Origin of the sequence: Roseobacter sp. GAI101 (genome assembly GCF_000156335.1) — a bacterium.
In the GTDB taxonomy this organism is placed as follows: Bacteria; Pseudomonadota; Alphaproteobacteria; order Rhodobacterales; family Rhodobacteraceae; genus Sulfitobacter.
The window spans coordinates 1,071,195-1,085,208 of sequence record NZ_DS999213.1 but is presented as its reverse complement, the minus strand read 5'-3'; the positions used below and the strand labels follow the sequence as shown (position 1 = coordinate 1,085,208).

Annotated in this window: 14 protein-coding genes; 10 read left to right on the top strand and 4 right to left on the bottom strand. The window is 60.5% G+C overall.

The window, feature by feature from the left end; all coding sequences use genetic code 11:
• The 9 genes from RGAI101_RS05130 (at position 1) to RGAI101_RS05090 (ending at position 8,714) form a co-directional block, all read left to right on the top strand.
• Entirely contained in the window at positions 1 to 1,617 is a 1,617-nt protein-coding gene (locus RGAI101_RS05130; protein WP_037227452.1) for an AMP-binding protein, read from the top strand.
• On the top strand, positions 1,614 to 2,441 hold the full coding sequence (locus RGAI101_RS05125) for a tryptophan 2,3-dioxygenase (RefSeq protein WP_037227449.1): 828 nt from the start codon (positions 1,614 to 1,616) through the stop codon (positions 2,439 to 2,441). The genes RGAI101_RS05130 and RGAI101_RS05125 overlap by 4 nt, the downstream gene beginning before the upstream one ends.
• The gene (gene kynU / locus RGAI101_RS05120; RefSeq protein ID WP_008225137.1) at positions 2,442 to 3,632 is read left to right on the top strand and encodes a kynureninase; all 1,191 of its coding nucleotides are present in this window, start codon (positions 2,442 to 2,444) and stop codon (positions 3,630 to 3,632) included.
• Between the two features lie 93 nt (positions 3,633 to 3,725).
• A complete protein-coding gene (locus tag RGAI101_RS05115; protein WP_008226857.1) occupies positions 3,726 to 4,871 on the top strand; it encodes an ABC transporter substrate-binding protein in 1,146 nt (381 codons plus the stop codon).
• 79 nt (positions 4,872 to 4,950) lie between these two features.
• Positions 4,951 to 5,868 carry a branched-chain amino acid ABC transporter permease gene (locus RGAI101_RS05110; RefSeq protein ID WP_008226488.1) on the top strand — a complete coding sequence of 306 codons (918 nt, stop codon included), beginning with the start codon at positions 4,951 to 4,953 and terminating at the stop codon, positions 5,866 to 5,868.
• Position 5,869: 1 nt separating this feature from the next.
• A complete protein-coding gene (locus RGAI101_RS05105) occupies positions 5,870 to 6,853 on the top strand; it encodes a branched-chain amino acid ABC transporter permease (RefSeq protein WP_008226748.1) in 984 nt (327 codons plus the stop codon).
• On the top strand, positions 6,846 to 7,601 hold the full coding sequence (locus RGAI101_RS05100; RefSeq protein WP_008228186.1) for an ABC transporter ATP-binding protein: 756 nt from the start codon (positions 6,846 to 6,848) through the stop codon (positions 7,599 to 7,601). Before RGAI101_RS05105 ends, RGAI101_RS05100 begins: the two co-directional genes overlap by 8 nt.
• Positions 7,598 to 8,287, top strand: coding sequence for an ABC transporter ATP-binding protein (locus RGAI101_RS05095; protein ID WP_008227792.1), 690 nt, complete (start codon positions 7,598 to 7,600; stop codon positions 8,285 to 8,287). The genes RGAI101_RS05100 and RGAI101_RS05095 overlap by 4 nt, the downstream gene beginning before the upstream one ends.
• 25 nt (positions 8,288 to 8,312) lie before the next feature.
• Positions 8,313 to 8,714, top strand: coding sequence for a RidA family protein (locus RGAI101_RS05090; protein WP_008225541.1), 402 nt, complete (start codon positions 8,313 to 8,315; stop codon positions 8,712 to 8,714).
• Here RGAI101_RS05090 and RGAI101_RS05085 read toward each other — a convergent pair.
• Genes RGAI101_RS05085 through RGAI101_RS05075 form a run of 3 tightly spaced genes read right to left on the bottom strand, consistent with a single transcriptional unit; the run spans position 8,711 to position 10,715 of the window.
• Entirely contained in the window at positions 8,711 to 9,502 is a 792-nt protein-coding gene (locus RGAI101_RS05085) for an iron chelate uptake ABC transporter family permease subunit (RefSeq protein ID WP_008227699.1), read from the bottom strand. The genes RGAI101_RS05090 and RGAI101_RS05085 overlap by 4 nt on opposite strands.
• Positions 9,502 to 10,236, bottom strand: coding sequence for a metal ABC transporter ATP-binding protein (locus tag RGAI101_RS05080; protein WP_008225151.1), 735 nt, complete (start codon positions 10,234 to 10,236; stop codon positions 9,502 to 9,504). Before RGAI101_RS05080 ends, RGAI101_RS05085 begins: the two co-directional genes overlap by 1 nt.
• Positions 10,233 to 10,715, bottom strand: a complete 483-nt coding sequence (locus tag RGAI101_RS05075) for a transcriptional repressor (protein ID WP_008228092.1) — start codon at positions 10,713 to 10,715, stop codon at positions 10,233 to 10,235. The genes RGAI101_RS05080 and RGAI101_RS05075 overlap by 4 nt, the downstream gene beginning before the upstream one ends.
• Before the next feature lie 86 nt (positions 10,716 to 10,801).
• On the opposite strand from RGAI101_RS05075, the gene RGAI101_RS05070 reads away from it, so the two are divergent.
• Positions 10,802 to 11,779 carry a zinc ABC transporter substrate-binding protein gene (locus tag RGAI101_RS05070; RefSeq protein ID WP_008224996.1) on the top strand — a complete coding sequence of 326 codons (978 nt, stop codon included), beginning with the start codon at positions 10,802 to 10,804 and terminating at the stop codon, positions 11,777 to 11,779.
• Between the two features lie 141 nt (positions 11,780 to 11,920).
• Here the strand turns inward: RGAI101_RS05070 and RGAI101_RS05065 are convergent, their stop codons facing one another.
• Positions 11,921 to 13,951, bottom strand: a complete 2,031-nt coding sequence (locus RGAI101_RS05065; protein WP_008226884.1) for a PhoX family protein — start codon at positions 13,949 to 13,951, stop codon at positions 11,921 to 11,923.
• Between the last annotated feature and the right edge of the window lie 63 nt (positions 13,952 to 14,014).

Sequence of the window (14,014 nt, the reverse complement as noted above, 5' to 3'; positions counted from 1 at the left end):
ATGCAACCGTCAGGACATTTGGACAGCTTTACACGCGATAACCTTCCGGCAGCGGACCGCTGGCCTAACCTGCTGCTGGAGGGGTTTGACTATCCTGACCGGTTGAATGTCGGCGTGGAACTTACTGATAAGATGGTGGAAAATGGTTTCGGCGACGCCACAGCGCTTATCGGAAATGGCCGCCGCCGGACCTATAAGGAACTGACCGACTGGACCAACAAGCTGGCCCGCGCGATGGTCGAAAACCTTGGGCTCAAGCCCGGAAACCGGGTGTTGATCCGGTCGGCGAACAATCCGGCGATGGTGGCGTGTTGGTTGGCGGCGACCAAGGCGGGTGCTGTCGTGGTCAACACGATGCCCATGCTGCGCGCCGGAGAGTTGACGGCCATTGTCGACAAGGCCGAGATCAGCCATGCGCTGTGCGACACCCGCCTGATGGACGAGATGACGGCCTGCGCCAAGGGCTCTCGATACCTGAAGTCGGTGGTTGGGTTTGACGGCACCAGCAACCATGACGCCGAACTGGACCGTCTGGCGCTGGAAAAACCCGTTCAGTTCCAATCTGTTGACACGGCAGTGGATGACGTGGCTCTGCTTGGGTTCACCTCGGGCACGACGGGCAGCCCCAAGGCGACCATGCATTTCCATCGCGATCTGCTGATCATCGCCGACGGCTATGCCCGCGAAGTTTTGCAGGTCACGCCAAGCGATGTTTTTGTCGGATCACCCCCGTTGGCGTTTACCTTCGGCCTTGGGGGACTGGCGATTTTCCCCTTGCGTTTCGGTGCGGCCGCGACCCTGCTTGAGAATGCGTCGCCCCCGAATATGATTGAAATCATTGAGAAATACAAAGCGACTGTGTGCTTTACAGCCCCGACGGCCTATCGCGCGATGTTGGCGGCAATGGACCAGGGGGCGGACCTGTCCAGTCTGCGTGCGGCGGTCAGCGCCGGCGAGACTTTGCCAGCGCCTGTGTACCACGACTGGAAGGAAAAGACCGGCAAGCCGATGCTGGACGGGATCGGGGCGACTGAAATGTTGCACATCTTTATCTCAAACCGGTTTGACGATCACAGGGCGGCCTGTACGGGCAAACCGGTCAGCGGATATCAGGCCAAGGTCATTGGCGAAGACGGGGCCGAAGTGTCCCGTGGAGAGGTGGGGCGGTTGGCCGTTCGGGGGCCGACAGGCTGCCGCTATCTGGCCGATGACCGGCAGGGCGTGTACGTCAAGGACGGGTGGAACATCACTGGCGACAGTTTCAGTATGGACGAGGATGGCTATCTCCATTTCGCCGCGCGCAATGACGACATGATCATTTCGGCAGGGTATAACATCGCCGGGCCCGAGGTTGAGGCAGCGTTGTTGTCGCATCCGTTCGTGGTGGAGTGTGCGGTGGTTGCAAAGCCGGACGAACAGCGCGGTTCCATCGTGCAGGCGCATGTTGTGCTTGCAATTGATACACCGAAAGATGCCAGCACAATCAAGCTGTTGCAGGATCATGTTAAAGCGGAAATAGCGCCGTTCAAATACCCCAGGGACATCAGGTTCATCGATGCGCTGCCCAAGACGCCCACCGGAAAAATCCAGCGCTTTGCATTGCGGGAAAAGACATGAGCAGTTTTGAGGAAGCCTCGAAAGGGGCGAAAATGGATTTTGCCAAGGACATGTCCTATGGCGACTATCTGGGGTTGGATGCGATCTTGTCGTCGCAACATCCGCTTAGTGATGCCCATGACGAGATGTTGTTCATCGTGCAGCACCAGACCTCCGAACTGTGGATGCGGCTGGCCATTCACGAACTTCAGGCCGCGCGGCGGGTGATGCTGGCCGATGATCTGGCATCGGCCTTCAAGATGCTGTCCCGTGTGGCGCGGATTTTTGAACAGCTTAACAGCGCGTGGGACGTTCTGCGTACGATGACCCCAAGTGAATATACCGCGTTCAGGCCGTCGCTGGGCAATTCCAGCGGATTCCAGTCGCATCAATACCGGTTGGTGGAATATCTGCTGGGCAACCGGAACGGCGCATTGATGCAGGTGCACAAGCATAAACCTGACGCATTGAAGGCATTGCAAGACGAATTGGCACAACCCAGCCTGTATCAGGTCGCGATCGCGCATCTGTGCAAGGGTTTTGGTCATCCGCCCCTTGCGGGCGATCCCGGATCGACCAACTGGGATGCGCAACCTGCGGTGCAAGACCTGTGGCAGCAGGTCTATGAAAACCCTTCGAAATACTGGGCGCTCTACGAGCTGGCAGAAAAGCTGGTTGATCTTGAGGACTACTTTCGGCGCTGGCGTTTCAACCATGTTACGACCGTTGAACGGATCATCGGTTTCAAACGCGGGACAGGGGGTACCAATGGCGTCGCCTATCTGCGCAAGATGCTCGAAGTGGAACTTTTCCCGGAACTTTGGCACGTAAGAGGAGCCCTGTAAGTGGCTGATATACTGAATAAAGAAGCGTTCTTTCTGCCCGAAGGTGTGATCTATCTGGATGGGAATTCGTTGGGACCGTTGCCGCGTGCCGTTCCTGCACGGGTGCAGTCCATGATGGCCGATGAGTGGGGCGAGATGCTGATCCGGGGCTGGAACAAGGCCAACTGGATGGAACAGCCTTCCCGTGTCGGCAATATGGTCGCGCGCATCATTGGCGCGCCGGACGGGTCCGTCGTGATGGGCGATACGCTGTCGATCAAGGTTTTTCAGGCGCTGTCATCGGGGCTGAAGCTGCGCAAGGACCGCCGCGTGATCCTGAGCGATACGGGCAATTTCCCCTCTGATCTGTACATGGCCGAAGGGCTGGTGAAGCTGCTTGAACAGGGCTACGAACTGCGCACCGTCGCGCCCGAAGACGTCGCGGATGCGATCAGCGAAGACATCGCCGTCGTAATGCTGACGGAGGTCGATTATCGCACGGGCCGGATGCATGACATGAAGGCGATGACCAAGCTGGTCCATGATAAAGGGGCCGTGATGGTCTGGGATCTGGCCCATTCGGCGGGGGCTTTGCCGGTGGATATGGCCGGATCGAATGCTGAGTTTGCGGTTGGTTGTACCTATAAATACCTTAACGGTGGCCCCGGCGCGCCCGGTTTCATCTATGTGCGTCCTGATCTGGCAGACAGTGTCGAACCCGCGCTGGCGGGATGGCTTGGACACCGCCAACCCTTTGAATTTGATCTCAATTACGCTCCGGGAAACGGCATTGAACGGATGCGGGTGGGGACCCCACCGGTGATCCAGCTGACCGCGCTCGAGGTCGCGATGGAGCTTTGGGCCGACGTTGACATGAATGAACTGCGCGCCGCGTCCATCGCGCTTCAAGAGCAATTCATCGCGGAAATCGAACGCGATGTGCCCGCATTGACTTTGGCCAGCCCACGCGACGCGACCATGCGCGGATCGCAAGTATCGTGGCGGTTTGAACATGGCTATGCCGCAATGCAGGCGGTCATTGATCGCGGCGTGATCGGTGATTTCCGCGCGCCAGACATCATGCGCTTTGGCTTTACGCCGCTTTACATCGATAGTGCCGATGTCACGGCGGCGGTCGCAATCATCGCCGACGTGATGAACAACAATCTGTGGGACAACGATAAATATAAGGTAAAATCGCGGGTTACTTAAGCCCGCAATGCTTGACGGCCAGCCCACAAACGTCACTGTAAGACGACCAAACGAGCCCGCTTAAAGAGGCTCAACACTTCAAGGGAGAGAGTTATGAAACTGAAATCATTGATTGCAGCCGCTTCAATTGCTGCGCTGAGCGCCGGGATGGCTTATGCCGACGCCCATGGTGGCAAGGTCAAGGTCGGTATGATCACCACGCTGTCGGGTGGCGGCGCGGGCCTTGGGATCGACGTGCGCGACGGCTTTATGCTGGCGGCGAAGGGCAACGAAAACCTGGAACTGGTGATCGAAGACGACCAGCGCAAGCCTGACATCGCCGTGCAACTGGCCGACAAGTTGATCCAGTCCGAAAAGGTCGACGTGCTGACGGGCATCATCTGGTCGAACCTTGCCATGGCAGTGGTGCCCGCCGCGACGGCGCAGGGCAAATTCTACCTGTCGCCAAACGCTGGCCCATCCGCATTGGCCGGGAAGGGCTGTAGCCCTCTGTATTTCAACGTGGCCTGGCAGAACGACGCCTTTAACGAGGCGGCAGGTTCCTGGGCCAGCGAGAATGACATCAAGAAGGTCTTCCTTATGGCCCCCAACTATCCCGCAGGTCAGGACATGATCGCGGGCTTTAAACGTACCTATACCGGGGAAGTGGTCGAAGAGGTTTACACCAAACTGGGCCAGACAGACTATGCCGCCGAGATTGCGCAGATGCGCGCATCCGATGCCGATACGGTCTATTTCTTCCTGCCCGGCGGCATGGGGATTTCGTTCATGAAACAATATGCCGGTTCCGGTGTGGACAAGAATGTAATGGGTCCGGCGTTCAGCTTTGATCAGGGCATTCTGGGTGCGATCGGCGACGCGGCTTTGGGTGTCAAGAATACATCCCATTGGTCCAAAGATCTGGACAACGAGGCCAACGTGAAGTTCGTCGCGGATTTTCAGGCCGAGTTTGGCCGTCTGCCGTCGCTTTATGCCGCCCAAGGGTATGACACGGCGTTGCTGTTGCAAAGCGCCATGGGTAAGGCCGATGTGAAAGACGCCGCAGCCTTCCAGGCGGCCATGGAAGAGGCGGATTTCGCCTCGGTCCGGGGGGATTTCTCCTTTGCGCCCAACCACCATCCGATTCAGGACATCTACATGCGCGAGGTCGTCAAAGAGGGTGACGTCGTGACAAACAAGGTCATCGGCGTGGCTGCGTCAGCCCATCAGGACGTCTACGGCGCTGACTGCAAAATGTAGTCGAACGCGCTGCGCCGGTATTTTTCCGGCGCAGCGCACCCTGATTTTCTTACCGGATGGTACTTGAGGAACGTCTTATATGTCGTTGTTATTGCTGATTGAACAGGTGCTGAACGGTTTGCAGTTCGGTGTCATGCTGTTCTTGATGGCTGCTGGTCTGACGCTGATCTTTGGCGTTATGGGGCTGATCAATCTTGCGCATGGATCGCTTTATATGGTCGGGGCCTTTGCTGCCGCCGCCGTTGCCGGCTTTACCGGGTCGTTTGTCCTTGCGTTGATCGCGGCCCTTGCTGCGGCCGCCGCTGCTGGCGCGCTGATCGAACTGCTGGTGATCCGCCGCCTTTATGATCGCGACCATCTGGACCAGGTCCTTGCGACCTTTGCGCTGATCCTGATCTTTTCCGAAGGCACGCGGTATATCTTCGGCTCTTTCCCGCTGTTCCTTGATATTCCCGCTGCCCTTTCCGGCCCGATCCTGTTGCCCGGCGGCATTTATTATCCGCTCTATCGTCTGGTGATCATCGGCGCGGGCTTGCTGGTTGCCGCAGGACTGTTCCTGTTGATCGCCAGGACCCGCATCGGCGTCCAGATCCGCGCGGGCGAGGCTGACCGCGAGATGATCGCGGCACTTGGGGTCGATATCTCAAAGCTTTATACGTTGGTATTTGCCCTTGGTGCCGCCCTTGCGGGGCTGGCCGGGGCGCTGGTCGGCGCGATCCAGTCGGTGCAGGTGGGCATGGGCGAACCGGTGTTGATCCTTGCCTTTGTGGTGATCGTGATCGGCGGTATCGGATCCATCAAGGGCGCGCTTGTCGGCTCGATCCTCGTGGGGTTGACCGATACGCTGGGCGGGGTGCTGCTGCCACCGCTTTTCGCCACCTTCATGGAACCTTCTTCGGCCAATGCGGTCGGCTCCGCCGTGGCCTCTATGGCGATTTACATTTTGATGGCGGGGGTCTTGCTGTTCAAACCCTCAGGCCTGTTTGGAGGGACGTAATATGGCCCGCGAAACCCTTCTGAACATTGTGCTTTTCGCGTTGCTGCCGGTGACGGCACTGGCGGCATTCATGTTGGATGAACCCTTTGTCATCACCCTCGTGACCAAGGCAGCAATTCTGGCCTTGGCAGGCGTCGGCCTGAATATAGCCCTCGGGCTTGGCGGGTTGGTCAGCTTCGGCCATGCGGCGTTCTTCGGGCTTGGCGGCTATGCCATGGGTGTTCTTGCCAGCCACGCCCAAAGCTATACCCCGATCATGGAAAGCCCGTTTCTGATCGAGGGCACCAAATCCATGTTGGTAATCTGGGGCGTCGCGATCGTGACGGGCGGCTTGGCAGCCTTGGCCATCGGCGCACTGTCGCTGCGCACTACAGGTGTCTATTTCATCATGATCACGCTGGCCTTCGGGCAGATGCTTTATTATTTCGCGATTTCCTGGCCGGCCTATGGCGGAGAGGACGGGCTTTCGATCTATATCCGCAACGAATTTCCGGGGCTCAACACGCTTGATCCGATCCAGTTCTTTGCAATCGCCTTTGGCGTTCTGGCGATCGTGCTGTTCATCGCGAGCCGTCTGGCCAAATCCCCCTTCGGGCTGGCCCTGTCCGCCGCGCGCCAGAATGCAGAGCGGGTCGAGACCGTGGGGATCACGCCGTTTCGCCTGCGTCTGGTGGCCTTCGTTATTTCGGGGGCGATTACCGCACTGGCGGGGGCATTGTTCGCGGACCTGAACCGCTTTGTCAGCCCCACGATGTTCAGTTGGCACACCAGCGGAGAGATCATGGTTTTCGTGATCCTGGGCGGGGTGGGTCGCCTGTTCGGCCCCGTCGCGGGTGCTGCGCTCTATATTTTGCTGGAACATGTCCTGGGCGGGCTCAGCGATTTTTGGCACATCTATCTGGGGCTGCTTCTGCTGCTGGTGGTTCTGTTTGCCCGCGGCGGATTGATCGGCACCCTTGCCGGACGCGAGGTCGCCCATGACTGAGCCACTTTTGAAACTGTCCGACCTCAAGAAAAGCTTTGGCGCGCTCAAGGCCACCGATGACGTATCACTGACGCTGTTGCCGGGGGAGATTCACGCGCTGATCGGCCCGAATGGCGCAGGAAAATCCACGCTGATCAAGCAGATCGCAGGCGGGCTACGGTCCAACAGCGGGACGGTGGAATTCGCTGGCCGTGATGTCACGCCGCTGGGGACCGTAGCACGCGCACGGGCAGGGCTGGGGCGCACGTTCCAGATATCGTCGCTGGCGATGGAATACACCGTGCTGCAAAACGCGGTTCTGGGGGCGTTGGGGCATGACGGCGGCGTGATGCGATTTTTCCGGCCCGTGATGAAGAACCGCCCGCTGGTGGATCGCGCGATGGCGGCACTTGTCCGCGTCGGATTGCAGGATCAGGCCGCCAAACGGACTGCGGATCTGTCCCACGGACAGCGCCGGTTGCTTGAGGTCGCCGTGGCGCTGACGCTTGAGCCGAAGGTGTTATTGATGGACGAACCGATGGCCGGACTTGGCGCATCGGGGTCAAAGCGGCTGACGGGTTTTCTGGACGACTTGCGCACACAGGCTCCGATCTTGCTGGTGGAACATGACATGGATGCAGTTTTCGCATTGGCCGACCGGATCAGCGTGCTGGTCTATGGCCGCGTGATCGCCACGGGCACTGCGGATGAAATACGCCGCGATCCAACCGTCCGCGAAGCCTATCTGGGTGCGGAGGACGCGGCATGAGCTTTCTGAAACTGCAAGGGGTTACAGCCTCTTACGGACCAACGCAGGCGCTGTTTGGCGTCGATCTTGAGCTTGAGGCAGGCGAAGTCTGCGCGCTGATGGGGCGCAACGGGATGGGCAAATCCTCGACCATCAAGGTGATTTGCCGGATGCTGAAACATTCCGCCGGAACGGTGCAGTTCGACGGTCGCGATCTGGGCCCGCTGCCCAGTCACAAGGCTGCACAGGCGGGGCTGGGGCTGGTGCCCGAAGGGCGGCGCTGCTTTGGGCCGCTGACCGTTTATGAAAACCTGATTGCCGCCGCACGCCCCGGTCCGTGGGATTTCGAACGCGTTTGCGTGTTGTTCCCGCGCCTTGGCGAACGGTCGGACCAGATGGCAGGATCGTTGTCGGGGGGGGAACAGCAGATGCTGGCAATCGGCCGCGCGCTGATGACAAACCCCACGCTTTTGCTGCTAGACGAGGCGACCGAGGGGCTTGCCCCCGTCGTGCGACAGGAAATCTGGGCCGCCGTGGCCACGTTGAAACGGGATGCCGGGCTGTCCTTGCTGGTGGTTGACAAGTCACTTGCCGAACTGCGCCAGGTCGCGGACCGCGCCGTCATTCTAGAACGCGGACGGTCGGTCTGGTCGGGGCCGATGGAATCCCTCGACCGCCGCGTTGCCGATCAATATCTTGGCGTCTAAGCGCCTGACTGAAAAAGGAAAACCCATGTCTCACAAAGTAATCCAGCCCGAAGGATGGGCCCCGGCCAAGGGCTATGCCAACGGCATGCTCAGCGCGGACGGGCATCTGTTCGTCGGCGGTCAGATCGGCTGGACGGCGGATCAGAAATTCGAGGCGCATGACTTCATCGGCCAGATGAAACAGGCGCTGTTGAACATCCGCACCGTGGTCGAGGCCGCAGGCGGTGTGCCCGAAGATATCATGCGTCTGACATGGTATGTGACCGACAAGGCCGAATATGTCGCCGCCCAAGCAGATGTGGGCCGCGCCTACCGCGAGGTCATGGGACGGCATTTTCCGGCCATGGCGATGGTTGTCGTCGCTGGCCTGATCGAGGATGAAGCAAAGGTCGAGATCGAAGCAACCGCCGTGATTTCAAAGCCTTAACGGCGCAAAGCAGGGGCCAGCCCGGTCGAGACCGCAAAGATCACAGCGGCGACGGTAACGATGCTGGGCCCTGTCGGCGTGTCGAATGCGAAAGAGGCTGCAAGCCCGCCGAGCGTTGAGACCATGCCGATCCCTGCCGCCATCATCGCCATCGTTTCCGGCGTGCGCGAAAACGGCCGCGCGGCGGCGGCGGGGATGATCAGCAACGCGGCGATCAACAGCGCGCCTACGACCTTTAACGCGACGGCCACCGTCAGGGCCAGCGCCACCGTCAGGATCAGTTGTTCGCGGTGGGGATTCACCCCGCTTGCGGTGGCCAGATCAGGGTTGAGCGTCGCCGACAGCAACGCCTGCCAGCGCCAGACAAGCAGCGCGATGGACACGGCGGCACCGCCCCAGATGATGACAAGGTCGCCCTTGGTCACGGCAAGGATTTCCCCGAAAAGATACGCACTCAGGTCGACCCGCTGGTTGGGCAGAAGCGACACGGCCACCAGACCGATCGCAAGCGCCCCATGCGCCATGACCCCCAGCAGCGCATCCGTGCTGACCGTGCGCCCGCTTAGCCCGCTGACGATCAAAGCCATCGCCATGGCAACCACCAGAACACCCGCAAAAACGGGCAGATCAAGCGACAGCGCCAAGGCCACCCCCAGCAAGGCGGCATGGGATGTGGCGTCGCCAAAATAGGCCATCCGCCGCCAGACCACAAAACACCCCAAAGGGGCCGCTGCCAGCGCCACGCCGATCCCGGCCAGCGCGGCACGCATCACGAAATCATCCAGCATCAGTGGTCTCCAGGGTGGTGGTCGTGGTCATGTGAATGGGTATGTTCGTGGCGGTACAGCGCCAGCGCCCCCTGCGTGCCGGTGCCAAACAACGCGCGGTATTCCGGCGCATCGGCGACAATCTCGGGGGTGCCTTCGCAGCAGACATGGCCGTTCAGGCACAAGACGCGGTCCGAGGCGGCCATGACCACATGCAGATCATGGCTGACCATCAGCACCGCGCACCCCATCTCGCGGCGGACGTCTTCGATCTGACGGTAGAACGCGGCGGCACCGGGCTGGTCAAGGCCCTGCGTCGCCTCGTCGAGGATCAGGATATCGGGCATGTTCAGCAGGGCGCGTGCCAGCAGCACCCGCTGGAATTGGCCGCCGGACAGGGATGACATCTGCTGTTTCGCCAGATCAGGCACGCCTGCCTTGTGCAGGGCGGTTTCGACCACCGCGCGGTTCTGGCGGCGGGGCAGATTCAAGAAACCCTCCACGGTCAGGGGAAGACTGGGGTCGATCTGCAGCTTTTGCGGGACATAGCCGATGCGCAGACCAGGGCTGCGCGTGATGGTACCGCCTGCGGGTTTCAGCGCGCCGATCAGCGCCCGCAGCAGGCTGGATTTGCCCGAGCCGTTGGGGCCGACGATGGTCACGATCTCGCCCTTGTCGATGGCAATGTTCACACCGTGCAGCACGGTTTGCCCGCCAAGCACCAGCCGCAGGTCGTGGGTCGCAATCAGGCTCATGCCGCGTCTCCGGTCTGGCAGGCGGGGCACAGGCCCTGTGCTTCGACCACGGTATGTTCGATCTGGAAACCGGCGGCGCGGGCCGCATCGCCAAGGCGGCCTTGGGTCAGCGCGGTGTTGCTTTCGGCGACGGACCGGCAGTTGCGGCAGATCAGGAAGGCGGGCGCGTGATCGGCCCCCAGATGGGTGCAGGCGATATAGGCGTTCAGCGCCTCGACCCGGTGGGCGAACCCGGCTTTGACCAGAAAATCAAGCGCGCGGTAGGCGACGGGTGGCTGGGTGCCCAACCCTTCGGCGGACAGGTGACCCAGAATGTCATAGGCTCCAAGCGCGCGGTGCTCGGCCAGCAGCAGTTCCAGCACCCGGCGGCGCACAGGCGTCAGCCGCAGGTCAGAGGCGGCGCAGCGCGCTTCGGCTTTGGCCATCGCATCGCTGACGCAGGCGTGGTGGTCGTGGGTTTCAAATCCAATGGTTGGCATTTTTGGCCTCCGATGCTTATTGCGTCTTGATATGTTATAACATCCACTCTAACAAGAGTTATATTATAACAATCTTGGTGAATTCTATGCGTTGGCTTCTTTGTGCCTCAACTTTTCTGTGGACTTCGACGGCGGGGGCCGATGTCCCGCGGGTCTCGACCGATATCGCACCGGTCCATGCGCTGGTCGCGTTGGTGATGGAAGGGGTCGGCAGCCCTGATCTGACGATTCCGCCGGGGGCCACGCCCCACAGCTATGCGATGCGCCCGTCCGAGGCGCGTGCATTGGCAGGGGCCGATCTGGTGGTCTGGGTCGGACCCGTGCTGACCCCGTGGCTGGCCGAGCCGATTGAAACGCTGGCCCCGAACGCCACCCATCTGACATTGCAGGACAGCGCCGGGACCGAGGTTCTGGAGAACCGCAGCGGCGTGGCGTTCGAGGCGCATGATCACGGGCATGACGATCATGACGATCATGGCACTGATGCGCATGGGGCAGAGGCGCATGGCGACGAGGCCGAACATGATGACCACGATGCACCTGCTGCATTTGATCCGCATCTCTGGCTTGATCCTGTGAATGCCTCCGCCTGGTTGGGCACGATATCAGACGCCTTGATCCGGCTTGACCCCGATCATGCCGACACCTACCGCGCCAATGCGGCCAAGGGGCAGACAGATCTGGCGCGTTTGACCGCGACGATCGAAACGCAGCTAAAGCCTTTGCAAGGGCGGCCTTTTGTCGTCTTTCACGATGCCTATCACTATTTCGAAGGACGTTTCGGGACCGAAGCCAGCGCCGCGATCTCTCTGAGCGACGGTGCCGCCCCCAGTGCCGCACGGCTGAGCGAACTGCGCGACGTGATCGCCGAGACGCAGGCGGTCTGCATCTTTACGGAACCCCAGTTCAACCCCGGTCTGGTCGCGGCACTGGATGGCGAAGGGACGCTGAAAACCGCGGCTCTTGACCCGTTGGGGGCATCGCTGACCTTGGGGCCGACGCTTTATCCCGAATTGATCCAAAGCCTTGCACAATCCTTTGTCGACTGCCTGTCAGAAGGCTGATGCCGGTCTGGCAGCGTCACGCCTGACAGAGATTATACAAACGAATTGCGCCCAAAGAGTGATCTTTGGGCGCATCGCGTTTTGAAAATTTCTTTCGTGACAATAATGGAGGGGTACGGTCAAACGACGACCAAACCCTGATCAGACGGCGATTTTTCCGCCGCCCTGTTTTGTGATCACCACGACCGCAGGGCGCGGTGGCATGGCCGGATCAAAGTCTGGCCAGCGGGTGGCAGGGTCTTCGAAGGTGCTGTTGCGTTCAAACCCGGCAAGGTTCTTGGTCCCGTCCGTGCCCGGATGCTGCACGGCGACGAACAATGTCTCGCCGTCATCGGTAAAGTAGGGGCCGCACATTTCGCCGCCGACGGGGCAGCGGAAGAACAGCTTGGACGTGCCGCGGGCGTCGCCTTCGGTTTCGACCGCATAAAGACCGTCGGATTTGCCGGTCTTGTCCCAGCTGCCGCCCTGATCGGTGCTGACCCACAAGCGCCCGTCGGCGTCGATGGCGCAGTTGTCAGGGCTGCCGAACCAGCCGTTTTCCGACGTTTCGGGGTTCCATTGCGCGCCCACCTCGGCCAGCGCGGGATCGCCGCATTTGACGAGGATCGACCATGTGCCTTTTGTGGCGGCGTGGTTGCCGCCGTCTTCCTTGATTTCGATGATGTGGCCGAAACTGCTTTTGGCACGGGGGTTCGCAGCGTTCAGCTGATCGTCTTTGCGCTTCGTGTTGTTGGTCAGCATGATGTAGGCCGTTCCATCGCCACGCGGTTGCGCGTCTTCGGGGCGGTCCATCGGGGTGGCCCCCAGCAAATCCGCCGCCATGCGGGTGTCGATCATCACGTCGCCTTGGTCGTTGAACCCGTTTTCTGCGGTCAATGGACCTTCACCGTGGATCAGCGGCAGCCAGGCGACAGTGCCGTCTTCGTCGAAACGCGCCACATAGAGCGTGCCGTCGCTGAGCAGTTTGGAATTGGCTGCGCGGTCGTCGGACACCTTGCCGCCGGAGACGTATTTATACTGATAGTCAAAGCGGTTGTCGTCGCCCATGTAGACCACCAGACGGCCGTCGCTGGACACGGTTGTTTCGGCCCCTTCATGGCGGAAACGGCCAAGGGCGGTGTGTTTCACCGGGGTCGAGGTCGGGTCCATCGGGTCCACTTCGACCACCCAGCCGAACTTGTTGGGCGCGTGGGGTTCTTTGTCGATGTTGAAGCGGTCGTATTTCTGGCCCCAGGCGTACCACATCCCCGGCACGCCATAGCGTTTCTGCGAGGCGGCTTCGCTGCTGGCGGGATCAATCACGGGCTTGCCTTCGGCATCCAGATTGTCGGTCCAGTAATAGCCATGGAAGTTTTCTTCGGCCATCAGCCATGTGCCCCAAGGGGTCAGGCCACCGGCGCAGTTGTTCAGCGTGCCGATGACCTTGGTGCCGGTGGGATCGTCATTGGTTTGCAGACGCTTGTGCCCTGCGGCGGGGCCGTCCAGCGTCATTTCTGTGTCCAGCGGGGTGATCCGGCGGTTCATCTTGCCGTCGCGCACGACCTGCCACGTGCCAGACCCATCCTTGGCGATTTCAACGACCGACCCGCCATGGGCGGCCATTTCAATGTCGATCAGCTCGGGCGTCATGCCGGAAAATTCAACGTTGTCCTGACGGCCAAGGCCGGGGAACATGACCTCTTCGTTGGTGTATTCGTGGTTCACACACAGCAGGCCACGGCTGCCGTCTTCGTTCAGCGGCACAAATCCGACGTAGTCGTTGTTATAGCCGAACTGCTTAAGCTGTGCGGCGGCTGTCTGGTTCATAACGTCGAATTCAGGCGCATCTGCGGTGATGGGGTCACCCCAACGCAGCAACACATTGGCATCATAGCCGTCGGCCACGTGATGCGTCTCGTCGTTGCCCCAGGTCAGTTCGTCGAACGCATAGCGGCTGCCGTGCGCTGCGGCCTGTGCCTGGCTGGGCGCGATCAGCGCCGAGGTGCCAAACAGCGTTGTTGTCGCAGTGACCCCCAGCATGCCCCGCAGGATGTCGCGGCGGCCGTACCGGGCATTGATCACATCACCGATCGTGTGCCCGAGATTGGGGTTCGTGGGGATGTCGTCAAAGGCCTCGTAGGCTTCGGCCTTGTTTCCGATCATGGGGTCGTTGATGATGTCGCGCCGGGTCATGGCTGCTCCTGCAGTTGGTGTATTCGATCATGCCCTAAATCCTCAAAGTTTGTCACAGTCTTG

Excerpts from the sequence above, each read along its gene's own strand:
- RGAI101_RS05130 (WP_037227452.1), top strand. The coding sequence starts at position 1 with ATGCAACCGTCAGGACATTTGGACAGCTTTACACGCGATAACCTTCCG.
- RGAI101_RS05125 (WP_037227449.1), top strand. The coding sequence starts at position 1,614 with ATGAGCAGTTTTGAGGAAGCCTCGAAAGGGGCGAAAATGGATTTTGCC.
- RGAI101_RS05115 (WP_008226857.1), top strand. The coding sequence starts at position 3,726 with ATGAAACTGAAATCATTGATTGCAGCCGCTTCAATTGCTGCGCTGAGC.
- RGAI101_RS05110 (WP_008226488.1), top strand. The coding sequence starts at position 4,951 with ATGTCGTTGTTATTGCTGATTGAACAGGTGCTGAACGGTTTGCAGTTC.
- RGAI101_RS05105 (WP_008226748.1), top strand. The coding sequence starts at position 5,870 with ATGGCCCGCGAAACCCTTCTGAACATTGTGCTTTTCGCGTTGCTGCCG.
- RGAI101_RS05100 (WP_008228186.1), top strand. The coding sequence starts at position 6,846 with ATGACTGAGCCACTTTTGAAACTGTCCGACCTCAAGAAAAGCTTTGGC.
- RGAI101_RS05095 (WP_008227792.1), top strand. The coding sequence starts at position 7,598 with ATGAGCTTTCTGAAACTGCAAGGGGTTACAGCCTCTTACGGACCAACG.
- RGAI101_RS05090 (WP_008225541.1), top strand. The coding sequence starts at position 8,313 with ATGTCTCACAAAGTAATCCAGCCCGAAGGATGGGCCCCGGCCAAGGGC.
- RGAI101_RS05085 (WP_008227699.1), bottom strand. The coding sequence starts at position 9,502 with ATGCTGGATGATTTCGTGATGCGTGCCGCGCTGGCCGGGATCGGCGTG.
- RGAI101_RS05080 (WP_008225151.1), bottom strand. The coding sequence starts at position 10,236 with ATGAGCCTGATTGCGACCCACGACCTGCGGCTGGTGCTTGGCGGGCAA.
- RGAI101_RS05075 (WP_008228092.1), bottom strand. The coding sequence starts at position 10,715 with ATGCCAACCATTGGATTTGAAACCCACGACCACCACGCCTGCGTCAGC.
- RGAI101_RS05070 (WP_008224996.1), top strand. The coding sequence starts at position 10,802 with ATGCGTTGGCTTCTTTGTGCCTCAACTTTTCTGTGGACTTCGACGGCG.
- RGAI101_RS05065 (WP_008226884.1), bottom strand. The coding sequence starts at position 13,951 with ATGACCCGGCGCGACATCATCAACGACCCCATGATCGGAAACAAGGCC.